The sequence below is a fragment of the Pseudomonas sp. PVC-3-1 genome (assembly GCF_057444315.1).
Map to the genome: position 1 here is coordinate 6,428,914 of NZ_CM172023.1, position 21,162 is coordinate 6,450,075.

The 21,162-nt window shown below is 59.9% G+C and carries 22 protein-coding genes and 1 tRNA gene; 8 read left to right on the forward strand and 15 right to left on the reverse strand.

All coding sequences use genetic code 11. The annotated features are described in order from the left end of the window. Window positions 1-62: 62 nt before the first annotated feature. The 6 genes from AC2T4A_RS29625 to AC2T4A_RS29650 all read right to left on the reverse strand — a co-directional run bounded on the left by AC2T4A_RS29625 (window position 63) and on the right by AC2T4A_RS29650 (window position 4,710). Complete coding sequence (locus AC2T4A_RS29625) at window positions 63-872, reverse strand: hypothetical protein (RefSeq protein WP_486742450.1); 810 nt, start codon at window positions 870-872, stop codon at window positions 63-65. Then, window positions 869-2,188, reverse strand: a complete 1,320-nt coding sequence (locus AC2T4A_RS29630) for a tyrosine-type recombinase/integrase (RefSeq protein WP_486742451.1) — start codon at window positions 2,186-2,188, stop codon at window positions 869-871. The genes AC2T4A_RS29625 and AC2T4A_RS29630 overlap by 4 nt, the downstream gene beginning before the upstream one ends. Before the next feature lie 173 nt (window positions 2,189-2,361). Beyond that, a tRNA-Thr gene (locus tag AC2T4A_RS29635) sits at window positions 2,362-2,437 on the reverse strand. 75 nt (window positions 2,438-2,512) lie between these two features. Continuing rightward, window positions 2,513-3,172 (reverse strand): methyltransferase family protein, encoded by a 660-nt coding sequence (locus AC2T4A_RS29640; RefSeq protein ID WP_416745717.1) that lies wholly within the window; start codon window positions 3,170-3,172, stop codon window positions 2,513-2,515. After that, window positions 3,169-4,194: a hypothetical protein gene (locus AC2T4A_RS29645; RefSeq protein ID WP_416745719.1), complete on the reverse strand. Its 1,026-nt coding sequence runs from the start codon at window positions 4,192-4,194 to the stop codon at window positions 3,169-3,171. Before AC2T4A_RS29645 ends, AC2T4A_RS29640 begins: the two co-directional genes overlap by 4 nt. A 57-nt stretch (window positions 4,195-4,251) precedes the next feature. Next, a complete protein-coding gene (locus AC2T4A_RS29650) occupies window positions 4,252-4,710 on the reverse strand; it encodes a pilin (protein WP_416745721.1) in 459 nt (152 codons plus the stop codon). A 225-nt stretch (window positions 4,711-4,935) separates the two neighbouring features. Between AC2T4A_RS29650 and pilB the strand changes: the two genes are divergently transcribed. From pilB to yacG, 5 genes are all read left to right on the forward strand, one after another. Continuing rightward, window positions 4,936-6,639 carry a type IV-A pilus assembly ATPase PilB gene (pilB, locus tag AC2T4A_RS29655; RefSeq protein WP_416745723.1) on the forward strand — a complete coding sequence of 568 codons (1,704 nt, stop codon included), beginning with the start codon at window positions 4,936-4,938 and terminating at the stop codon, window positions 6,637-6,639. Between the two features lie 3 nt (window positions 6,640-6,642). After that, entirely contained in the window at window positions 6,643-7,860 is a 1,218-nt protein-coding gene (locus AC2T4A_RS29660; protein WP_416745725.1) for a type II secretion system F family protein, read from the forward strand. A gap of 3 nt (window positions 7,861-7,863) precedes the next feature. Then, window positions 7,864-8,736 carry a prepilin peptidase gene (locus tag AC2T4A_RS29665; protein WP_416745727.1) on the forward strand — a complete coding sequence of 291 codons (873 nt, stop codon included), beginning with the start codon at window positions 7,864-7,866 and terminating at the stop codon, window positions 8,734-8,736. A gap of 65 nt (window positions 8,737-8,801) precedes the next feature. Continuing rightward, window positions 8,802-9,410: a dephospho-CoA kinase gene (gene coaE, locus AC2T4A_RS29670; protein ID WP_416745730.1), complete on the forward strand. Its 609-nt coding sequence runs from the start codon at window positions 8,802-8,804 to the stop codon at window positions 9,408-9,410. Next, window positions 9,407-9,610, forward strand: a complete 204-nt coding sequence (gene yacG, locus AC2T4A_RS29675; protein WP_416745732.1) for a DNA gyrase inhibitor YacG — start codon at window positions 9,407-9,409, stop codon at window positions 9,608-9,610. The genes coaE and yacG overlap by 4 nt, the downstream gene beginning before the upstream one ends. A 186-nt stretch (window positions 9,611-9,796) precedes the next feature. Here yacG and AC2T4A_RS29680 read toward each other — a convergent pair whose 3' ends face one another. The 3 genes from AC2T4A_RS29680 to AC2T4A_RS29690 form a co-directional block, all read right to left on the reverse strand. After that, entirely contained in the window at window positions 9,797-10,012 is a 216-nt protein-coding gene (locus AC2T4A_RS29680) for a hypothetical protein (protein ID WP_416745734.1), read from the reverse strand. A 106-nt stretch (window positions 10,013-10,118) separates the two neighbouring features. Beyond that, window positions 10,119-10,808, reverse strand: coding sequence for an energy-coupling factor ABC transporter permease (locus AC2T4A_RS29685; protein WP_486742452.1), 690 nt, complete (start codon window positions 10,806-10,808; stop codon window positions 10,119-10,121). Continuing rightward, window positions 10,805-11,239: an FAD/FMN-containing dehydrogenase gene (locus tag AC2T4A_RS29690; protein ID WP_486743740.1), complete on the reverse strand. Its 435-nt coding sequence runs from the start codon at window positions 11,237-11,239 to the stop codon at window positions 10,805-10,807. Before AC2T4A_RS29690 ends, AC2T4A_RS29685 begins: the two co-directional genes overlap by 4 nt. A 121-nt stretch (window positions 11,240-11,360) precedes the next feature. On the opposite strand from AC2T4A_RS29690, the gene AC2T4A_RS29695 reads away from it, so the two are divergent. The 3 genes from AC2T4A_RS29695 (at window position 11,361) to AC2T4A_RS29705 (ending at window position 13,607) form a co-directional block, all read left to right on the forward strand. Continuing rightward, window positions 11,361-11,990 carry a DUF1780 domain-containing protein gene (locus tag AC2T4A_RS29695; protein WP_416745738.1) on the forward strand — a complete coding sequence of 210 codons (630 nt, stop codon included), beginning with the start codon at window positions 11,361-11,363 and terminating at the stop codon, window positions 11,988-11,990. Window positions 11,991-12,084: 94 nt separating this feature from the next. Continuing rightward, on the forward strand, window positions 12,085-12,255 hold the full coding sequence (locus AC2T4A_RS29700) for a DUF3094 domain-containing protein (RefSeq protein ID WP_416745740.1): 171 nt from the start codon (window positions 12,085-12,087) through the stop codon (window positions 12,253-12,255). Window positions 12,256-12,308: 53 nt separating this feature from the next. Further along, on the forward strand, window positions 12,309-13,607 hold the full coding sequence (locus AC2T4A_RS29705; protein ID WP_486742453.1) for an NAD(P)/FAD-dependent oxidoreductase: 1,299 nt from the start codon (window positions 12,309-12,311) through the stop codon (window positions 13,605-13,607). 205 nt (window positions 13,608-13,812) lie between these two features. Here the strand turns inward: AC2T4A_RS29705 and cyoE are convergent, their stop codons facing one another. From cyoE to AC2T4A_RS29735, 6 genes are all read right to left on the reverse strand, one after another. Further along, the gene (cyoE, locus tag AC2T4A_RS29710) at window positions 13,813-14,700 is read right to left on the reverse strand and encodes a heme o synthase (protein ID WP_065084247.1); all 888 of its coding nucleotides are present in this window, start codon (window positions 14,698-14,700) and stop codon (window positions 13,813-13,815) included. Window positions 14,701-14,711: 11 nt separating this feature from the next. After that, window positions 14,712-15,077 (reverse strand): cytochrome o ubiquinol oxidase subunit IV, encoded by a 366-nt coding sequence (gene cyoD, locus AC2T4A_RS29715; RefSeq protein ID WP_478377355.1) that lies wholly within the window; start codon window positions 15,075-15,077, stop codon window positions 14,712-14,714. Continuing rightward, window positions 15,077-15,706 (reverse strand): cytochrome o ubiquinol oxidase subunit III, encoded by a 630-nt coding sequence (gene cyoC, locus AC2T4A_RS29720; RefSeq protein WP_015475724.1) that lies wholly within the window; start codon window positions 15,704-15,706, stop codon window positions 15,077-15,079. Before cyoC ends, cyoD begins: the two co-directional genes overlap by 1 nt. Before the next feature lie 4 nt (window positions 15,707-15,710). Next, window positions 15,711-17,693 (reverse strand): cytochrome o ubiquinol oxidase subunit I, encoded by a 1,983-nt coding sequence (gene cyoB, locus AC2T4A_RS29725; RefSeq protein ID WP_486742454.1) that lies wholly within the window; start codon window positions 17,691-17,693, stop codon window positions 15,711-15,713. A gap of 6 nt (window positions 17,694-17,699) precedes the next feature. Beyond that, entirely contained in the window at window positions 17,700-18,680 is a 981-nt protein-coding gene (cyoA, locus tag AC2T4A_RS29730; protein WP_478377357.1) for a ubiquinol oxidase subunit II, read from the reverse strand. Between the two features lie 927 nt (window positions 18,681-19,607). Continuing rightward, a complete protein-coding gene (locus tag AC2T4A_RS29735) occupies window positions 19,608-20,933 on the reverse strand; it encodes a TolC family protein (RefSeq protein ID WP_478377358.1) in 1,326 nt (441 codons plus the stop codon). Window positions 20,934-21,162 lie beyond the last annotated feature (229 nt).

Below are 21,162 nucleotides of genomic sequence, written 5' to 3' on the forward strand. Positions count from 1 at the left end.
TTCTACCGGGCGGATGGACAGTCATTGCAACTGCAAAAACCACCTTTGCTAGTGCAACTTGCTCACTTGCCGCGCTCAGGAGAAAGACCCTGATCCCGCGCAGCCCTATTCGCAGCAGCGAAGAGCTTTTGAAGGGTGCTCTCACTGAGGCGCCATTCCGGGTATCGCTCCGTAATTTCGGCAATGATGCCCGAGGCATTTCGCTTGCGAGCGCTTCCATCCCTGGCCAGCTCGAGCAGCGCCGATAGCGCTAGCAGCAGAGAAGGTCTGTTGCCTTCAGAGTACTTATCCTGGCTGGGCCTCTCCCCTTCCGACTGATCTGCATTCGGAGCCAAGTTGTACAGTGGCCCACCGTCGACGTTGAGGGACGGAGCTTCTCGCATGAGGCTGGGCTTCTTGGGCTCTGGCTCATCCTTGTTTGCCATGTCTGCAAACCAATAAATGTCCTTGGGCTCGATGAGCAACTCTTCCATGTCAGGCTCGGCATCGCCAAAGGGAGACAACAGCTCCAACGAATCAATTGGCTGGAGCGCGAAAAACTCGCCGCGAGCGTTTTGGAGAGCCCAAACCCTGATGTTATCGATATAGACATACGCGCAGGGGTGATGGAAGCCATGGCAGATCATCAGCTCCCCTTCCAGAGGAGTCATGAAGGGGCGGCCATCCCGAATGTGCTCAGCCTGCTCTTCGGGTGGGTAAGCTGGCGCCAACGGGATCAGCTCAAATGCACCAGGCCTGAAGACAGGCAGCCAGTCGTTATCGTGCAGATAAAGCAAATCGTCGATCGATACTGGCTCACCGATTAGCCGTGAAAGAAGCGCTGCAGCCTCTTCGAATCGCAGATAGCCTTTGAACTTCGCCAGCTTGCTCATTCTGCTGCTCTCCGTAGCTCTGTCACGTTGCTCCCGCTCGGCCTGGCGTACTCAAAAGGCGTGATCGGCCGGTGACGGCTTTCGTCCAGGTAGTTGCTCCACCAGTTCACCATCAGCCGGCGCTCCTCGATGTGTTCAGCGCGATGGATGTACGCTGCGCGCACGCCGTTGCGTTCCTTGTGGCTCATCTGCCGCTCTACCGCGTCCTTCGACCACAGCCCCGACTCAACCAAGGCGGAGCACGCCATTGTCCGGAAGCCGTGGCCACATACTTCGGTTTTCGTGTCGTAGCCGACCCGGCGGAGAGCACCGTTAATGGTGTTCTCACTCATGGGCTTGGAGGCATAGGCGTCATGGGGGAATACCAGCATCCCGCTCCCCGTTAGCTCGTGTACCTGACGCAAGATCGCTAGGACCTGTGGCGACAGCGGCACCAGGTGCTCGTCACGCATCTTGCTCCCGCGGGTGGAGTGCCTCACTCCTGGCAAAGCTTCGCGCTCCGGCGGAATGATCCACAGGGCCCGATCAAAATCGAATTCCGGCCACCGCGCCATGCGCAGCTCGCTCGATCGCACGAACACCTGCAGAGTGAGCTGCAGCGCGTACTTGGTGAGCGTGCGCCCGCTATAGCCGTCAATGCGCTCTAGGAGCTCGCCAAGGCGTTCCAGAGGCAAAGCCGGCCGATGGACCGTCTTACGCGTGGAAATCGCGCCAGAGAGGTCCTGAGCGGGGTTGTAGTCGATGATTCCTGTCTGGGTGGCGTAGCGCATGACGGCGCACAGTCGCTGCCTGAGCCTGGCCGCCATGTCGAGTGCATCGCGGGCTTCCACTTCCAGGAGCGGCGCCAGCAGGTCACGAGTCTTCAACTGCTCCACCGGCCGCTTACCGAGGGCCGGGAACAGATCCCCTTCCATCTCGCGAAGGATTCGCTCCGCGTGGCCGGCTGACCACTTCCCACGCTTCACCTGGGCGGCGTGCCATTCACGGGTGACGGCTTCGAAGGTAGTGGCGTTCTTCGCCTGGGCCTCCTCGCGCTTTGCCTGCTCGGCCGGGTCGATACCCTGCGCCAGCAGATCGCGGGCCTTCCTGCGCTTCTCACGTGCCTTGGCGAGGGAAATACCCTGCCGGCCGTACTCGCCGAAGGTAAGCGTGTTTTCGCTGCCATTGGGGCGGGTGTACTTCATCCGCCAGACCTTGCTGCCGTTAGGGCGGACAAACAGGTACAGGCCTTGGCCGTCAGCGAGTTTGTAGGCTTTCTCGCGCGGCTTGGCAGCTTCGCACTTGGAATCGCTCAGAGGCGTGATGGGACGGGCCATAGCGTCACTTTTAGGGGTACGGGCAATATCGAACTGGGTCGTACCCCTATTTGTACCCCTAAAAACCTGGATTGTGCATCAGCATACAGATTTATACGGGCACAAAAAAACCGGCCAAGAGGCCGGTTTTCCTGAGCTCCGGGATGATTCAGGATCATTCGGAGCGGTACATCTGGTGCCGGTAAGAGGAATCGAACCCCCGACCTTCTCATTACGAATGAGCTGCTCTACCGACTGAGCTACACCGGCAAGTGGCGCGAAAGATTGCAGGATGCTCGGCTAAAACGCAACCCTGCGAACTCTATCAGCAACAAGCACACCACATCAGAATATCCCCGGCAGGAATCGCCAGCGCGTCCTGACCATATAACTCTGGTAAAGTGGATCCAAGCGAAGAACCTTTTCCTCTTCGAGAATTCGCACAAACTGAACTCCGTAGAGGAGTGACAAAACTATTAGGTTATGAACGCTGAAAGCACCGAGCAAGAATCCTACATGAGCAATAAAGTACCCCAAATAGATCGGGTGCCTTACTAATCGATATGCACCACCGGTGACGACATTACGATTCGCAGGTACCAATCCGAAGCTGCGCCCCAGACTAAGCTTCGCAAAAATCTGGAAAAGAACTCCCGTAATCTGTATCGACTCCGCGAGGCGCAGAGGAACAAGGCTGACTGAGTGAGCACTGAAACTGAAAAACAGATAATAGAAGCTGCCGGTGAACGCAGCTAAAATTGAAACCAGAGATAAACCAACCGCTCGCGCCCCACGGGCCGAGAGAACCAAACCCAGCGTAATCGACTCACCCACCAGCAAGACCAAATAATTAACAGTCTTATGCAACTGGTAGGCCTGAATTGCGGAGATCGCAAAACCTGCGATCATAAAGAATACAACTACTCTCGCACCAATGCGCGTAGCTGGGTATGACCATAGATAATTTGCAAAATCCTCAAATCTTTTGAGCTGAGCAAACATCATTGCATTACCACATATTTTCTGACTTCAGCATTGGTTCCGCGCCATATCACGCTATCAAGAAAATAATGATGAATATTGACAAACAACAGAAACGCAACCATGAAAACAGTTGGTGAAATTTCACTCACCCCAAGAGCATCGTCCAGCCGCACAGGTAACAGATAAAAGTAAACTGCCGCTACAGTAAAAGCAAAGCCCCACCAGTGGAGATACCCCGCCCAACCTTTTCCCGACTGCCGCACACGTCCCCGGGTGTAGGCGCCGCTAAACAGCAAGTACTGAAGCGAATGAAAGAGAGGCACCAAGTATAGAAATCCTGCATCCATAAAAACAGGAGCGAGCCACAGGTAAATCGCAACAAGCGGGGTAAGGGCAACAAGACCGGGGAGCGGCATTTTAAGCACAAAGCGCCTTATGAGAATCCCCATCATCAACAGGATACTGACAGCGGAGAACACCTGGCTCAACAACTCTAAGTCAAAATCAATCGGCGATTGGTACTTCAGCCCCCAAAAATCGCCGTCTCCCACCGTCGCAAAGAAAAATGAATAGGAAGCCCACCACAATGGAAAAAGTGAGTACTTGAGCGCATTCAGCTCAACTCGAGAAAATCGTACGCCCTGCCCGCCTGAATAAACGATGAAACAACCGTAGGCTTGCTTGACATAGTGCCAGCCGACCAAAAACACCATCGCATAGAGCAGATAGACGAAAACCGCTTTACTGACAAAACTGAACCCGAGTGAGATCAGGGCTATTAGGACGAATGGAACAACAACACCCACAAAGAATGCCGGAAACTCACGAAAGAGCGTAGCAAACTTACTCACATAGAAAATCTGATAACTAACAAGAAAGTGCGGCCCATTGACAAAGAAAGCAAGAATCAACGCCCACCATGCAATGCTGGCGGCATCAATGCCCCCACGCAGAACAATAAAAAATGGATAGCACAGAATCGACAGACCACCGATCATGAGAAAGTCGATCTTCGGCGAGAAAAGGCTCTTGCTTTTTGCCATAATATTACTTCTTCCAAAAAAAATGCGCCGCAGTGCGGCGCATTTCTTAAAACAACATTACGGGCTAGGAGCAGCGGCAGCGATATTGTTTTTGGTGATCGCGCCCGAGGCAACAGTGTTGGACACAGTAGTTGCATTGGACCAAGTCAGCGCGCTTCCCCCTGCAGTGGAGGTCGGAGTCATAGTAATGGTCTGGGAATCAACGCCAGTGCCAATACCGGTAGCCAAGGTCAGCGTAATAACGCCGTCGGCAACGGTAGCGCCGGATACTTCTTTGGTTGCGGTGAAGGTCGGCATACCAGCGGCACCCGTGTCGCAAGAAGTCAGAACGCCGCCGGCCTCCTGGGCACACAGGGCAACTGCAGTTTTCAGCGAGTCAGCCGCAGTGAGAGCGTTACCGACCTTGGCCTTAATGGTGTAATCCTGGTATTGCGGGATAGCAACAGCAGCCAGGATACCGATGATCGCAACGACGATCATCAACTCGATCAGAGTAAAACCTTTTTGAGCCTTCATAATTCTCTCCAGTGTTTAGGTGCCGGTCGTAGGACCTGACAGTTACGAAAGCAGATTCCATGCCAATACGTTCAGCGCCAAAATTAACGGAGCTCGAAGGTTTTCTCCGTTTCTACAGAGCGAAATTACGCAGGAACTGACAAATTTTGACACCTGTTAGCGTCTGATTTGGCACCTCACCGCATCTGCGTTATAAGGCTTGAAACTCTTATCTGGCTATTTTCCATGAACGATCAAGTCGTACTGTCAGGACTCGCTCGTCAGTTGGTGCAATTTCAGCTGCTCGACGAGAAAAGTGCCCGGCAGGCCCAGGAGCAGGCCCAGCGCAATAAGCTGTCGCTGGTCACCTATCTGGTACAAAACAAGCTGGTCAAAAGCCGCCCGCTAACTGAACTCGCCGCAGAGCAGTTCGGCGTGGCCTTTTGTGACCTGGGCGGCCTAGATCGTGAGACATTTCCTAAGGAGCTGGTGTCTGAAAAGCTTGTGCGCCAGCATCGCGCGCTCCCCCTATGGAAGCGGGGCAACAAGCTATTCGTGGGCGTCTCAGACCCGACGAATCACCAGGCAATTACAGACATCCAATTCAGCACGGGGCTCACCACCGAAGCGATTCTGGTTGACGATGACAAGCTTGGCGACGCCATCGAAAAACTGTACGAAAGCGCCACAGGCGGCCTCGACGATCTTGGCGACATTGATCTCGAGAATATCGATGTTGAGGGCGGCAGCGCTGCCGCAAGGGACGAGGACGTCGGAGGGGACGCCGATGATGCGCCGGTCGTGCGATTCGTCAACAAGATGCTGCTAGATGCCATCCGCGGCGGGTCTTCCGACCTCCACTTCGAACCTTATGAGAAGGTTTACCGGGTTCGTTTTCGTACTGACGGCATGCTGCACGAAACAGCCAAACCGCCGATCCAGTTGGCGAGCCGCATATCCGCGCGCTTGAAGGTCATGGCGGGCCTGGACATTTCGGAACGCCGCAAACCCCAGGACGGCCGCATCAAGATGCGCGTGTCTAAGACCAAGTCCATCGACTTCCGCGTCAACACCCTGCCTACGCTGTGGGGCGAGAAGATCGTGATGCGGATTCTCGACTCTTCCAGCGCGCAGATGGGCATCGATGCCCTGGGTTATGAAGAATCGCAGAAGCAACTCTACCTGGACGCCCTCAAGCAACCCCAGGGCATGATCCTGGTGACCGGCCCCACCGGGTCGGGCAAGACGGTATCGCTATATACGGGCCTGAACATTCTCAACACGCCGGATATTAACATCTCCACCGCCGAAGACCCGGTGGAGATCAACCTAGAGGGGATCAACCAGGTCAACGTCAACCCGCGCCAGGGCATGGACTTCGCCCAGGCGCTTCGAGCCTTCCTACGCCAGGACCCGGACGTGATCATGGTCGGCGAAATCCGTGACCTGGAAACAGCCGAGATCGCCATCAAGGCTGCGCAGACCGGCCACATGGTAATGTCCACATTGCACACCAACAGCGCCGCCGAAACCTTGACCCGTCTACTCAACATGGGCGTTGCGTCGTTTAATCTGGCCACGTCGACCAACCTCATCATTGCCCAACGCCTGGCACGCAAGCTCTGCCCGCACTGTAAAAAGGAACATGACATCCCTCAAGAAGCCCTTCTGCATGAAGGTTTCCCGGCGGACAAGATCGGCACGTTCAAGCTGTACTCCCCCGTCGGGTGTGAGAATTGCAAAGGCGGGTACAAGGGACGCTTGGGTATTTATGAAGTGGTTAAAATCACGCCTGCCCTGCAGCGGATTATCATGGAAGAAGGCAACTCCATTCAGATCGCCGAACAGGCCCGCAAAGAAGGCTTCAACGATCTGCGCACTTCAGGGCTGATGAAAGCGATGCAAGGCATCACCAGCCTCGAAGAAGTCAACCGCGTGACCAAGGATTAATCCATGGCGGAAAAAGCATTGAGGACCAGTGTCTTTACCTGGGAAGGCACTGACCGTAAGGGCGGGAAGGTTAAAGGGGAGCTTTCCGGAGTCAACACGGCGCTGGTCAAGGCACAGCTTCGCAAGCAGGGTATCAACCCGATCAAGGTGCGAAAGAAAGGCATTTCGCTGCTGAGCAAGGGCAAGAAGATCAAGCCTATGGACATCGCCTTGTTCACCCGACAGATGGCAACCATGATGGGCTCGGGCGTCCCCCTGTTGCAGTCCTTCGACATCATCGGCGAGGGCTTCGATAATCCAAACATGCGCAAGCTGGTCGATGAGATCAAGCAAGAAGTAGCCTCGGGTAACAGCCTCGCGAACTCTCTACGCAAGAAGCCGCTCTACTTTGATGATCTGTACTGCAACCTTGTGGATGCAGGCGAGCAATCCGGTGCTCTAGAAACTTTGCTGGACCGGGTTGCCACCTACAAGGAAAAGACCGAGTCGCTCAAGGCCAAGATCAAGAAGGCCATGACCTATCCCATCGCGGTCATCGTGGTTGCCGTTATCGTTTCAGCCATTCTGCTGATCAAGGTCGTCCCGCAATTCCAATCGGTATTTGCTAACTTTGGTGCAGAACTTCCAGCATTCACACGCTTGGTTATCTCCATTTCAGAGGTGTTACAAGCATGGTGGTTCATCGTCCTGATCGCTCTGTTCGTCATTGCCTTCATTCTGAGGGAAGCTCATCGGCGATCAGAACCTTTCAGAGACATGGTTGACCGTGGGGTACTGAAGCTCCCGATTATCGGCGACATCATCTACAAGTCTGCTGTAGCCCGTTATGCTCGCACCTTATCCACAACATTCGCCGCCGGGGTTCCACTAGTTGAAGCCTTGGACTCTGTATCCGGTGCTACCGGTAATGTGGTGTTCCGCACGGCAGTGAACAAGATCAAGCAAGACGTTTCTTCGGGCACCCAACTGAACTTCTCCATGCGTACCACCGGCGTATTCCCAAGCATGGCCATCCAGATGGCCGCCATCGGTGAAGAGTCTGGCTCGCTGGACGCCATGCTTGACAAAGTGGCCAGCTACTACGAAGAAGAAGTCGACAACGCCGTCGACAACCTGACCACCCTGATGGAACCCATGATCATGGCGGTCCTAGGTGTTCTGGTAGGCGGCCTGATCATCGCCATGTACCTGCCGATCTTCCAACTGGGCAACGTCGTATAACCCATGTCCGTTCTTAACTTCCTGGCCAGCACCCCGCTGGCCTTTGTTTTATGCGTCACCCTCCTCGGTCTGCTGGTCGGCAGTTTCCTTAACGTGGTGATCCATCGCCTGCCGCGGATGATGGAGCTCGACTGGCAGCAGCAGGCGCGGGAAACCCTGGGCCTGCCGGAGGGCGATAAGCTCCCGACCTACAACCTGGTCCTGCCCAACTCCCAGTGCCCGCATTGCGCCCACGAGATCAAGGCCTGGGAAAACATCCCGGTGGTCAGTTGGCTGGCGCTGCGTGGCAAGTGTTCGTCCTGCAAGGCGCCGATCAGCAAGCGTTATCCGCTGGTGGAGCTGGCCTGTGGCGCGCTCTCTGCCTTTATCGCCTGGCACTACGGCTTCGGCTGGCAAGCCGGGGCGATGCTGCTGCTGACCTGGGGTCTGCTGGCGATGAGCATGATCGACGTCGATCACCAGTTGCTGCCGGATGCCCTGGTGCTGCCGCTGCTCTGGCTCGGGCTGATCGTCAATCACTTCGGGCTCTTCACCAGCCTGGGCGATGCGCTCTGGGGCGCGGTGTTCGGTTACCTGAGCCTGTGGTCGGTGTACTGGCTGTTCAAGCTGATCACCGGCAAGGAAGGCATGGGCTACGGCGACTTCAAGCTGCTGGCCATGCTTGGCGCCTGGGGTGGCTGGCAGGTACTGCCGCTGACCATCCTGCTGTCGTCGCTGGTGGGCGCGGTGCTGGGGGTGATCATGCTGCGCCTGCGCAATGCAGAAACCAGTACGCCGATCCCCTTCGGCCCCTATCTGGCCATCGCCGGCTGGATTGCGTTGCTCTGGGGTGATCAAATAACCGCGACCTATCTGCAGTTCGCCGGTTTCCGCTAGCCTTCTCCTGCGCCGAGCCCCATCGGCGCATCTGGACGGCCACCGGGCCGGCTGAAAGGAGAACCATGAAACCCTGGATCCTGGGCCTCACCGGCGGCATTGGTAGCGGCAAGAGCGCCGCTGCCGAGCATTTCGCCTCGCTAGGCATACATATGGTTGATGCCGACCACGCCGCGCGCTGGGTCGTGGAGCCCGGCCGCCCTGCCCTGGCAAAGATTGTCGAGCGCTTCGGTGACACCATGCTGCTGCCGGACGGCCAGCTCAATCGTGCTGCCCTGCGCGAGCGCATCTTCAAGGCCGAAGACGAACGCCGCTGGCTGGAACAGCTGCTGCACCCGCTGATCGGCCAGGAGATCGTCAGCAACCTGGCGCAGGCGCAGTCGCCCTACGCCATCCTGGTTTCGCCGCTACTGGTGGAGTCCGGGCAGTACCGCATGGCACAGCGCGTGCTGGTGGTGGATACCCCCGAACACCTGCAACTGGAGCGCACCATGCGCCGGGACCAGGTGTCCGAAGAACAGGTCCGCTCGATTCTCAAGGCCCAGGCCTTGCGCGATGACCGACTCAAGCACGCGGACGACGTGCTGCTCAACGATGGCGACCTCGGCCACCTGCACCAGCAGGTCGAGCGTCTGCATCAGTTCTATCTAGGCCTGCGTGGAGGACAACCATGAGCCAACCCTTGACCGTGGAATGCCCCACCTGCGGCGCCCCCGTGGAGTGGAGCCCGAAGAATGAATACCGCCCCTTCTGCTCGCACCGCTGCAAGCTGATCGACCTCGGCGCCTGGGCGGCGGAAGAGCACGCCATTCCCGGCGACAACCTTGAGGATGAGCTGTTCTCCGGTGATCTGGAGAAGCCACGCGGACATTGAGCCGTGAAAAAGCCGCCCTTCGGGGCGGCTTTTTTATGCCTGATAATTCCAGCTCGGTGATGGCGCCTTTTGCAGGAGCGAGCTTGCTCGCGAACCGCCCGAGCGCCGGGGCGGCAAGGAAGAGCGTTCGCGAGCAAGCTCGCTCCTACAACAGAGCAAAAGCCCCGCGGATGGGGGGGCCTTCAATCAGGGGCGCATGAACGAGTAGTCCCGCTCCTCGTCCAGGTTGTCGGCGAGGAAGTGCAGTTCGTGACCCAGGTCTTCCTGCGTTCGAACCTGCGAGTTGGCCTGCACCACCACGCTGAGCAGCGCGCGCACCACCAGTTGCGGGTCCTGCCCGGCCGCTTCGGCTTCGATCAGCAGTTCGTTGAGGCGCTGTTCGGCCCAGCTGTGAATGCTCATCGGCAATCTCCTTGCGAATGGGGGCCAAGCTTCCCTGATCGCAGGACGTTTCCGAACTGACCTGGGTCAAACCGCGGGGGCAATGGACCTAGCAGATGGCCGAACATCAACGCGACTCATCGTCATCCTTCCACGGCGCTTGCAGGTAGCGCGTACGGTTGAAGGTTTCCAGCCAGTCCGGATAGAAGACCACCAGCCCGGTGACGATGGTGCCGTTGATGAAAGCCTCGGGGAACATGATCAGCCACAGGTAGCCAATGAAGTCCTCGATCCACGGCGGCATGGGGAACAACCCGTCCATCCACAGCAGTCCGAGGCCCAGCAACAGGCTGCACACTGCCGCCAGCGCCGCTGGGAAGAAGCCCGAGCAGAAGATGTAGACGAACAGGTTGCGCGGCTGCCGGCGCTCCACCAGTATTGCCGCCACCTCGGTGATCAGCACCGGAATCAGGATCAGCAGGAGGCCGTTGACGCCGATGGCCGCCCAGTCCTGGCGGTCGATCAGGCACAGGCCGATCTGCGCCACCAGCCCGACGATAATCGCCAGCGGCCAGTCCAGCAGCAGGGTCACGGCGGTCATGCCGATGAAATGGAAGGACACTCCGGAAGCGAAGTCACGCCGCACCAGCCAGAGCAGGAACAGCCCGAGCATGGTGCCGAATACCAGGTGCTGTCGGCGGAAGTCGCTGACCAGCTCCAGCCAAGGCGCGCGCCAGATGGCCCAGGCGACGATGGGCAGGTAGATCGCCCAGCCGATCTCCAGGGTTTCCGCCGACAGCAGCTGCGCGGCAATCACGGTGTGCCCCGCTCCATCGCCTGGCGCAGGGCTTCAGCCGACTCGAACTGCTGGGTGGCGACAACTGCGCCCTGCTCCAGCTGCAGCCAGGTCACCGTGTCGGCCTTGGCCGGGAACCGACTGGCCACGCGCGGCTCGCGGTCCAGCAGTACGCGATAGGAGTAGTCACGCATCGCGGGGACCGCGAACAGCTTCGAGATAGGCGCAGGCATGCGGCTGATGTCGGCGACAAATACCGCGCCACGAGACTCCAGATAGCCTGCCGGGCGATCCAACAATGCGGCTTTCACCAGCTTGGAGCCGGCCATGTCGTGGGCGACCAGCAGCACTTTCAGGTCAGCTATCGCCGTGTAGGGCTTGTCGAACTGATCCAGCAGCGTCCATCCGATGGCCGACGACTCCTGCGCCAACGCCACGCTCGCCAGCACCATCAACAGCATCCCGCCCAGCACTCGTCTCACGCTCCCTCCTTGCCCGAAGCCGCCAATGATTGGCAACAGTCTACACCGCCATCGACGCCCGCCCGCGCCCGCCAGCAACTATGCTTGAAGCATGAACGAGTCCGACTATCTGCGCCTGCTGACGCGCCAGGCGGAACAAGCCAACGACTTCCTCTCCAACGCCCGCAAGTGGGAGCGCGAGTGCTGGGCCTGCCAGCGCCTGCTGCAGGCGCTGAAGGTGCCGTATCGCCAGGAAGACTTCATTGCGCCAACCCAGCAGCCGCCGGACGTATTGTTCCGCGACGCAACCTTCGAGGTGTTCTTCGTGCTCGACCAGGGCCGCCGGCTCAACGAGGAGTGGAAGGAAGAACTGCTACGCCGGCGCATGGCCCAGAGCATCAACCAACTGATTCGCCGCGAGCAGCGACCACGGCGGATTCCCTGCGCGGAGCTGCAGGCGCGCCTGGCGCCGACGCTGCGCAAGAAAGCGCACAACTACACCGAGCGCGGCATCGATCCACGTGAGCTAGACCTGCTCGCCTTCGTCAGCCTCAAGCGCGAGACGCCGGACTTCAACACCCCTTTTCCGCCGCCCACCGAGTACCTGCGGCAGGGTTGGCGCTCGTTGTCGGTGGTCGGCCCGACTTTCGCCCGCGTGCTCTTCGCCCACAGTGATGCGCCGGACTTCCTGCGCAGTAGCCTGGGTCGCAGCATCCTTTTCGACATGGGCGTCGGCCTGTAAATAGGCGCCGACGCAAAGCTGCATTGATCGGCGGCGCATTGAGAGGCCGCCCAAGCCCTACTAGAATGCTCGACATTATAAACGGAGGCCGCCCATGCCCAGTCGCCTGAGCCCCGAAGACCAGCAGAAGGTCGATCACTACCTCAGCTCTCCCGTGCACCAGGTCGAACGAGCGCCGTTCAAACCCTGGCTGATGATGGGAGCCTTGCTCGCTGTGGTCATCGCCCTGGGTTTGCTGAGCCGCCTCCTGGCCTACCTTGCGTGAGCGCCGTGCCGCCACGGGCCGATACAGGATTCCTTAAGCTATGAGAATGCACCATGTCCCATCGTATCGTGATCGTCGGCGGCGGCGCCGGCGGGCTGGAGCTCGCGACCCGTCTCGGCCGCACCCTGGGTAAAAAGGGCAAGGCGCGCATTACGCTCGTCGACGCCAACCTCACCCACATCTGGAAACCCCTGCTACACGAAGTCGCCGCCGGCTCGCTCAACTCTTCCGAGGATGAGCTGAACTACGTCGCCCAGGCGAAATGGAACTGCTTCGAATTCCAGCTCGGCCGCCTCGACGGTCTGGACCGCGCGAGCAAGCGTATCCAGCTCGCCGCCACGCTCGACGAGCAGGGCGAAGAACTGGTGCCTGCGCGCAGCCTGGAGTACGACACGCTGGTCCTGTCCATCGGTAGCACCACCAACGACTTCGGCACTGCCGGAGCGGCGGATCACTGCATCTTCCTGGATACCCGCGAGCAGGCCGAGCGCTTCCACAAGCAATTGCTGACCCACTACCTGCGCGCCCACGCTGGGCAGGACAAGGACGACCAGATCAGCGTCGCCATCGTTGGTGCCGGCGCCACGGGTGTCGAACTGTCCGCCGAGCTGCACCATGCGGCGCAGGAACTGGCGGCCTATGGCCTCACCGGCATCCAGCCGCAGAACATGCGTATCACCCTGATCGAGGCTGGCCCGCGCGTGCTGCCAGCGCTGCCCGAGCGCATCAGCCAACCGGTCCATCAGACGCTGGAGAAACTCGGCGTGCGCGTGGCGACCGGGTCGGCGGTACAGGAAGTGACGGCCGACGGCCTGCGGACTTCGGCTGGCGAGTTCATTCCGGCGAGCCTGAAGGTCTGGGCGGCGGGCATCCGCGCGCCGAGCCTGCTCAAGGAGATCGACGGCCTGGAAACCAACCGTATCAACCAACTGGTGGTGCGCTCGACGCTGCAGACCACCCGCGACGACAACATCTTCGCCTTCGGTGACTGTGCCGCCTGCCCGATGGGCGATGGCAGCGAACGCACCGTGCCGCCGCGCGCCCAGGCCGCGCACCAGCAAGCTTCGCTGCTGGCCAAGGCCCTGGTCGCGAAGCTCGATGGCAAGCCGCTGCCGGAGTACCGCTACACCGACTACGGCTCGCTGATCTCGCTGTCGCGCTTCAGTGCGGTGGGCAACCTGATGGGTAACCTGATGGGCAGCGTGAAGCTGGAAGGCTGGCTGGCGCGGATGTTCTATGTGTCGCTGTACCGCATGCACCAGATGGCGCTGTATGGACCGTTCCGCACGGCGCTGCTGATGATTGCGGACCGTATCGGGCGCAGTACCGAGCCACGCTTGAAGCTGCATTGATCGGGTAGCAATGGCGGGTTAAGTCCGCTCCTGCGGGAATTGCCCCTTGTAGGAGCGAGCTCGCTCGCGAACCGCCCTAGCCTTGTGCTGCCGGCAAAGAGCGTTCGCGAGCAGGCTCGCTCCTACACAACGCTGTATCGCCGATAAATACCAGGCACAAAAAAGCCGCCCCGAGGGGCGGCTTTTTCGTTACAGCCGAGCAGCCTTACAGCGCCGCCAGCATCGACTGGGCCGGGATGGCCTGGAAGTCGATGGACATCATCAGGCTCAGCACGCTGATCGCGATGATGGAGAAAGCGAACAACTGACGTGCCCAGCGGCGGTCATCTTCGGCACTGAAGCCTTTCACCGCGATGAACAGCCACCAGGCGCTGACAGCCAGCGCCACCACCAGATAACCGTAGCCGGCGAAGCCGGTCACGGTCAGCAGCAGGGTCGCCAGGCCGAAGGCCAGTACGTAGTAGAGGATCTGCTTCTTGGTCGCTTCGATACCCCGCTCCACCGGCAGCACGGGAATCCCGGCGGCGCGGTAGTCGTTGAGGCGGAAGATCGCGATGGCGTAGCTGTGGGGCATCTGCCAGAGGCAGAAGATCAACAGCAGCACCGCCGCGCCCATGTCGAAGTGACCACTGGCGGCACAGTAACCCACCACCGGCGGCATGGCCCCGGAGAGACTGCCGACCAGCGTGCCGTAGACCGAGCTGCGCTTGAGCCAGAGGCTGTAGAGCACGACGTAGACGAAGAAGCCGAACGCGGCCAGCAGGGTCGCCTGCACGTTGGTCTTCCACGCCAGCAGGCCGAAGCCCGCCGCGCCGAGGACCACACCGTGGGCCAGGGCGGCCTTCAGCGAGATCTGCCCGGTCACGGTGACACGGCTGCGGGTACGCTCCATGAAGCGATCGATGTCGCGGTCGATGCAGTTGTTGAACACACAACCGCTGGCAACGACCAGGGACAGGCCGATCACGGTGGCCAGCAGCAGCATCGGGTCAACGCTGCCGCGAGCGGCGAGGAAGTACCCCCCCGCCACCGCGATCAGGTTTCCGAAGATGATGCCCGGCTTGGCGACCAGGAGATAACGCTTGAGTTTCACGGCATCGGCCCTCAGGGCATCGGCATCATCAGGGTGTCTGCGGTGTAGATGATCCACAGCGACAGACCGACCACCAGCAGGATGATGATGGCGGTGAAGATGAATGCCATGACGTTCCAGCGGCCTTCGGAGCTGAAGTTCATGTGCAGGAAGCAGATCAGGTGCACGACGACCTGAACCAGGCCCAGGATCACCATGGTCAGCAGGGTGGCGTGACGCGAGAAGCCGCCGTCGATGACCATGTAGAACGGGATCGCGGTCAGGATCACCGAGAGCACGAAGCCGATGGCGTACGAACCCAGGCTGCCGTGGCCGGCACCGTGGGAATCGTGGCCGTGGGCGCCGTGGGAGTCGTGTTGATGTGCAGCAGCGGACATTACAGAGCCCCCATCAGGTAGACGACGGTGAATACGCAGATCCAGACGATGTCCAGGAAGTGCCAGAACAGGCTCAGGCACATCATGCGGGTGTTGTTCTGCGCGGTCAGGCCGCGGGTGCCGATCTGCGCCATCAGCACCAGCATCCACAGCAGGCCTGCGGAAACGTGCAGGCCGTGCATGCCGACCAGGGTGAAGAAGGACGACAGGAAGGCGCTGCGGCTCGGGCCGAAGCCTTCGACGATCAGGTGATGGAACTCGTTGAGCTCCATGCCGATGAACGCGGCGCCGCAGAGGAAGGTCACGCCCAGCCAGGCGATGGCCTTGCCCTTGGCACCCTTGTGCGCGGCCAGCATGGCCAGGCCGTAGGTGCAGGAGGAGATCAGCAGGATCGCGGTTTCGACGGCCACGTAGGGCAGTTCGAAGATGTCCTTGCCGCTCGGGCCGCCGGCCGTATGGTTGACCAGCACGGCATAGGTGGCGAAGACGCTCGCGAACAGGATGCAGTCGGTCATCAGGTACAGCCAGAAGCCGAAGACCGTCATGCCGCCGCTGTCATGGGCGTGGTCGTGATCGTGCGCCGCTTCGTGCGTATCGACCAGGTGTTGATTCAGTACTGCCGTCGACATGGTTTTATACCTGCTGCGCGGTGGCGAGTTTCTGGAAGTTGGCGTTTTCGATGCGCTCGATCTCATCCGGCTGGACGTAGTAGTCCACGTCGGTGATGTAGCTGCGCACGATGACCGAAGCGATCATGCCGACGAAGCCAACACCCACCAGCCACCAGATGTGCCAGATGGCGGCGAAGCCGAAGAGGAAGGCGAACACGGCGATGGAGAAGCCAGCGGCGGTGTTCTTCGGCATGTGGATCGGCGCGTAGGCCGGCAGTTTTCGGTACGCGGTACCGGTCTGCTTCATGTCGTGGAACGCGTCGATGTCGTTGACCTTCGGCAGTTCGGCGAAGTTGTAGTACGGCGGCGGCGAGGAGGTGGACCACTCCAGGGTACGGCCGCCCCACGGGTCGCCAGTCAGGTCGGCCAGCTTCTCGCGGTTCTTGATCGACACGAACAGCTGGATCAGCTGGCAGGCGATACCGAAGAAGATCAGCACGGCGCCGCAGAAAGCCACCACCATGTACGGCTGCCACATCGGGTTTTCATAGTGGTTCAGGCGACGGGTCATGCCCATGAAGCCGAGGATGTACAGCGGCATGAAGGCCATGTAGAAGCCGACCAGCCAGCACCAGAAGGAACGCTTGCCCCACTTCTCGTCCAGCTTGAAGCCGAAGGCTTTCGGGAACCAGAAGACGAAGCCGGCCAGGTAGCCGAACACCGCACCACCAATGATGGTGTTGTGGAAGTGGGCGATCAGGAACAGGCTGTTGTGCAGCAGGTAGTCAGCGCCCGGGATGGCCAGCAGGACGCCGGTCATGCCACCGATGGTGAAGGTGACGATGAAACCCAGGGTCCACAGGATCGGGGTGTCGAAGCGCAGGCGGCCACGGTAGATGGTGAACAGCCAGTTGAACAGTTTCACCCCGGTCGGGATGGAGATCAGCATGGTCGCAACGCCGAAGAAGCCGTTGACGTCGCCGCCCGAACCCATGGTGAAGAAGTGGTGCAGCCAAACGGTGAAGCCGAGGAAGGTGATCGCGGCGCTCGCCCACACCATCGAGGTGTAGCCGAACATTTTCTTGCCAGCAAAGGTCGCGGTGACTTCGGAGAAGATACCGAAAGCCGGCAGGATCAGGATGTACACCTCAGGATGGCCCCAGGCCCAGAAGAGGTTGATGTACATCATGGCGTTGCCGCCCAGCTCGTTGGTGAAGAAGTGCATGTCGAAGTAGCGGTCCAGCGACAGCAGGCCCAGGGCCGCGGTCAGGATCGGGAACGACGCAACGATCAGGATGTTGGCGAAGGTGCAGGTCCAGGTGAAGATCGGCATCTGCATCAGCTTCATGCCGGGGGTGCGCATCTTGAACACGGTCACCAGGAAGTTGATACCCGTGAGCAAGGTACCCATACCCGATATCTGTAGTGCCCAGATGTAGTAGTCCACACCCACGCCCGGGCTGTAAGCCAGCTCGGACAGCGGCGGGTAGGCGACCCAGCCGGTACGGGCGAATTCGCCCAGGCCCAGCGAGACGTTCACCAGCATGGCGCTGACGACCAGCAGCCAGAAGCTCAGCGAGTTCAGGAACGGGAACGCCACGTCGCGCGCGCCGATCTGCAGCGGCACGGCCAGGTTCATCAGACCGGTCATGAAAGGCATGGCCATGAAGATGATCATGATCACGCCGTGAGCGGTGAAGATCTGGTCGTAGTGTTCCGGCGGCAGGTAGCCGTGGTTGGCGCCTTCAGCCAGCGCGAGCTGGCCGCGCATCATGATGGCGTCGGCGAAGCCGCGCAGCAGCATGACCAGGGCGACGATGATGTACATCACGCCGATTTTCTTGTGGTCGATGGACGTCAGCCATTCGGTCCACAGGTAGGTCCACTTGCGGTAGTAGGTGATCGCGCCGAACACACCGAGGCCCAACAGGGCTACGACGGCCAGCGTGATGACGATGATCGGCTCGTGATACGGCACGGCCGACAGTGTCAGTTTCCCGAACATCTGCGGTTACTCCTGGCTCGGATTCATTTGCATGCCGGGCATGCCTTGCATGTTGCTCATGTCGTGGCCCGCCATGGCGGCCTCTTCATGCGCTTCGCCGTGCTCGCCCTTGGCCGCCTGCTCGGCTTTCGCCATGGCGTGGCCAGCGTGTTCCCACTTGTTCAGCACGTGGGAGAACAGCTCGGGGCTGACGGTTGCGAAGTAGGTCGCCGGGACGTTCTCGGTCGGTTTCACCAGCTCCGGGTACTGCTCCAGGTTCAGGGTTTGCTGCGAGGCCTTGACCTTCGCGACCCACTCCTGGAAGCCCTGCTCGGAGGTGGAAATGGCCTTGAACTTCATGCCCGAGAAACCGCCGCCGCTGTAGTTCGCGGAGATGCCGTCGAACACGCCTTCTTCGTTGGCGATCAGGTGCAGCTTGGTGAGCATCCCGGCCATGGAGTAGATCTGGCTACCCAGTTGCGGGATGAAGAACGAGTTCATCACCGAATCCGAGGTGATCTGGAAGTTCACCGGGGTGTCTTTCGGGAAGGCGATTTCGTTGACGGTGGCGATACCCTGTTCCGGGTAGATGAACAGCCACTTCCAGTCCAGCGAGATGGCCTGGATGGTCACCGGCTTGACCTCGGAGTCCAGCGGACGGTACGGGTCCAGCTTGTGGGTGCTCTCCCAGGTGATCCAGCCGAGCACGGCGATGATCAGGCAGGGGACCAGCCATACCACCAGCTCGATCTTGGTCGAGTGAGACCAGTCCGGCATGTAGGTGGCCTTGGTGTTCGAAGCCCGGTATTTCCAGGCGAACGCGAAGGTCATCAGGATGACCGGCACCACCACGATCAGCATCAGCAGGGTTGCCGTGATGATCAGGGACTTCTCGTCAGCGCCGACCTGCCCTTTCGGGTCGAACAGCGCCATGTTGCAACCACCGAGCATCAGCATCGGCAGCCACGCAAGTCTCTTCAAAATTCCTGTGTACTGCTCTTTTTTCATCTTGCGGCCTTAGTGGATGAAAATCGCTTCACCGCCCATGAGCCTTCGCCACGCATCGCTCGACGACTCGTTACCCGCGACCCTTCCAGGTCGCCTGCCAGGGCTGTCATGGATTCACGAACGCGGCCGCAAGGATTCCAGGCAAAGGGAGGTCGCCCGGTCTTCGCGATGCGAAACCGATTTCGTCAGCTGATTCGTTCCGTGAGTATTCAGCGTGTGGTGTCTGGACTGGCGGCTTGTTGAAGCGCGCGCGTCGCACACCGATTGCACGAGCGGATTGCCCGACTCGTCTTATGACAGGAGCCCACCGATGGCAGCCCCCTGTTGTTATGCCGCTGCACCGAAGGGTGAGCACTGGCTTTGATCTACGTCAGTGCGACTCAGCGATTTGGGGGTAGGAAATGGACGGCGGGTATTACAAAGCATTTCAGAAACGCCTTTCAAGGCCCATTCCGCCCATTTTTAACAAGATATTTTCTCAGTCCGAGAAACAGTTCGAACTGGAATCGCTCAGAAAACGATCAAATCCTACCAATGGCGCAAGGTTTCCCCTCGCTGCCAGGGGCTTGCACGCGCGTGCCACACGACTGTGTCAGAACCGTGAAACACGGGGCTTCCAGCCCATCACCAAGAGGGCATCAGGAGGTGCCAACGCCTTTGGCAAAGACCTTGCCATGATGGGGATCAAGAACCGTTGCGAAAGAAGCGTTAACGCCTTGCGCACCCTGCGACACATCGACGCACTGGAATTTTTGCAAGACTGAAAGTCATTCAATTTGTGACGACAGTACCCGGAGAATCAGATCGATCCCACGACATGCTCGTATGGTTCCAGGGACGAACTCGGCTGCCATGGCCGCCGAGACGGCCATGGCAGGAAGATGAAATACCCGGGGCGAAAACGCTCCCGACACCGAGCGCTGTCGATCAGTAGCTGGAGGCTTCGTGCCCGGGCGCCAGCCAGGCCATCAGACCGCTGGTCTCGGCACGAATGCGCAGATCGGAGGTGACCGAGTTGTAGTAGGTGTCCGACGCTTCGAGCTGGTGGGAGTAGTACTCGTTCTCGGCGATCAGCACATCCAGCAGGGTGCGCTTGCCCAAGTGGTACCACTGGTCATAGAACATCTTGCGGACCCGATCGGACTCGGTCAGCAAGTCCTTGTAGTCGGCCGCCCGGGCGGCCGACAGATCACGCTGCTGGGCCAGGTTGCGAATGGTGTACTCCGACTCACGACGGGTCGCTTCCATTTTCTGCTCCGCCGCGCTGGCCCGCGAGTAGGCCGCACGCTGCGCCGCCGATGCCGAACCACCGGTGAAGGCCGTCCACTCCACAGCAAGGCCCGTCGACCAGGGCACATCGTTGTTCATCATGTTGCCACCGGCACTGCGCCCGAGGACCCAGTTCAGCTTCGGCATGCGCGAGGACTTCACCGAGTCCGCGTTGGCCAGCGCTGCCTCCTGCTCCCAGCGTGCCTGGCGAATCGCCGGCACATCCGACAACTGAGCCAGCGCCTGATCCAACGGCATAGGAGTCCAGTCCCATTTCGCATTGGCCGGCACCGTTACGTCTTCGCCGACCAGTCTGGCCAGGGTGGTTTTCACTTCCTCGAGCTTGGCTTGCACCGTGTCACGCGCGGTCTCCGCCTGCAGGAGGCGCGAGCGAGCCTGCACTGCCTCACTGGCTCGACCGGGGTCCACCTGGGCGATTTTCGACAGCATGTCCACCAACTCCCGCATGCGGGTCACGTACTGGTCACTGATCTCCAGCGCCTGTTGCTGGTGAGCCAACTCCACCACGGCCGACGCCGTGTTGTACGCAACGGTGACCTCCGACTGCGCCATCGCTTCCTGCTGCGCATTCGCGGTTTTCTCACGGCTATCGATGGTGTGGCCGATGGTGCCGAAGTCATAGATCGGCGTAGTCATTTGCACGGTGGTGCTGCCGCTGTTGTCGTACTGGTCGCTCTTCTTGCTCTGCCAGGACTTCGAGGCCGCGCTGACCTGGACCTGCGGCCAGCGTGCACCCTTGGCCTGGTCCACATCACCTTTGGCAGCCTGCCAGTTGGCATCGGCCTGCTTCATCTCCGGGCTGATCTGCAACGCGGTGCTGACCATCTGGCGCAGGTACGCCAACGAGGCCTCGGAGCTTCCCAGGCTGGGGGCGGAAACACTGCTGCCTGAGCCGAACGAAGTACCAACGCCGACACCTATCGGCACACTCAGGTCCAGCTTGGGCTCGACGACTTGCTTCATCGGCCTGGCCGGAGCAACGGACGCAGTTGCCAGGGTTACGTTCGCGCTTTCGACAAGCGGAGCAGCGCTCGAGGGCGTGGCGACAACCGCCGCTGCCGGGGCCAGCTCGGCAGCCTGAGTCGATCTCGGCGCGGAGTAGAAGGTCAACGTGTCGCTGAAGCCATCAGCAGAAGCATCGGCGAGGCCTGCCAGCGACGACATCGCAATGACCAGAGCCGGGCGACAGATA

What these genes read in the sequence shown, in the direction of transcription:
- AC2T4A_RS29660 (WP_416745725.1), top strand. Translation starts at nt 6,643, where the DNA reads ATGGCGGAAAAAGCATTGAGGACCAGTGTCTTTACCTGGGAAGGCACT.
- AC2T4A_RS29700 (WP_416745740.1), top strand. Translation starts at nt 12,085, where the DNA reads ATGCCCAGTCGCCTGAGCCCCGAAGACCAGCAGAAGGTCGATCACTAC.
- pilB (WP_416745723.1), top strand. Translation starts at nt 4,936, where the DNA reads ATGAACGATCAAGTCGTACTGTCAGGACTCGCTCGTCAGTTGGTGCAA.
- AC2T4A_RS29705 (WP_486742453.1), top strand. Translation starts at nt 12,309, where the DNA reads ATGTCCCATCGTATCGTGATCGTCGGCGGCGGCGCCGGCGGGCTGGAG.
- coaE (WP_416745730.1), top strand. Translation starts at nt 8,802, where the DNA reads ATGAAACCCTGGATCCTGGGCCTCACCGGCGGCATTGGTAGCGGCAAG.
- AC2T4A_RS29650 (WP_416745721.1), bottom strand. Translation starts at nt 4,710, where the DNA reads ATGAAGGCTCAAAAAGGTTTTACTCTGATCGAGTTGATGATCGTCGTT.
- cyoA (WP_478377357.1), bottom strand. Translation starts at nt 18,680, where the DNA reads ATGAAAAAAGAGCAGTACACAGGAATTTTGAAGAGACTTGCGTGGCTG.
- cyoB (WP_486742454.1), bottom strand. Translation starts at nt 17,693, where the DNA reads ATGTTCGGGAAACTGACACTGTCGGCCGTGCCGTATCACGAGCCGATC.
- AC2T4A_RS29665 (WP_416745727.1), top strand. Translation starts at nt 7,864, where the DNA reads ATGTCCGTTCTTAACTTCCTGGCCAGCACCCCGCTGGCCTTTGTTTTA.
- yacG (WP_416745732.1), top strand. Translation starts at nt 9,407, where the DNA reads ATGAGCCAACCCTTGACCGTGGAATGCCCCACCTGCGGCGCCCCCGTG.
- AC2T4A_RS29690 (WP_486743740.1), bottom strand. Translation starts at nt 11,239, where the DNA reads ATGGTGCTGGCGAGCGTGGCGTTGGCGCAGGAGTCGTCGGCCATCGGA.
- AC2T4A_RS29630 (WP_486742451.1), bottom strand. Translation starts at nt 2,188, where the DNA reads ATGGCCCGTCCCATCACGCCTCTGAGCGATTCCAAGTGCGAAGCTGCC.
- AC2T4A_RS29695 (WP_416745738.1), top strand. Translation starts at nt 11,361, where the DNA reads ATGAACGAGTCCGACTATCTGCGCCTGCTGACGCGCCAGGCGGAACAA.
- cyoD (WP_478377355.1), bottom strand. Translation starts at nt 15,077, where the DNA reads ATGTCCGCTGCTGCACATCAACACGACTCCCACGGCGCCCACGGCCAC.
- AC2T4A_RS29625 (WP_486742450.1), bottom strand. Translation starts at nt 872, where the DNA reads ATGAGCAAGCTGGCGAAGTTCAAAGGCTATCTGCGATTCGAAGAGGCT.
- AC2T4A_RS29645 (WP_416745719.1), bottom strand. Translation starts at nt 4,194, where the DNA reads ATGGCAAAAAGCAAGAGCCTTTTCTCGCCGAAGATCGACTTTCTCATG.
- AC2T4A_RS29680 (WP_416745734.1), bottom strand. Translation starts at nt 10,012, where the DNA reads ATGAGCATTCACAGCTGGGCCGAACAGCGCCTCAACGAACTGCTGATC.
- cyoC (WP_015475724.1), bottom strand. Translation starts at nt 15,706, where the DNA reads ATGTCGACGGCAGTACTGAATCAACACCTGGTCGATACGCACGAAGCG.
- AC2T4A_RS29735 (WP_478377358.1), bottom strand. Translation starts at nt 20,933, where the DNA reads ATGAAGCAAGTCGTCGAGCCCAAGCTGGACCTGAGTGTGCCGATAGGT.
- AC2T4A_RS29640 (WP_416745717.1), bottom strand. Translation starts at nt 3,172, where the DNA reads ATGATGTTTGCTCAGCTCAAAAGATTTGAGGATTTTGCAAATTATCTA.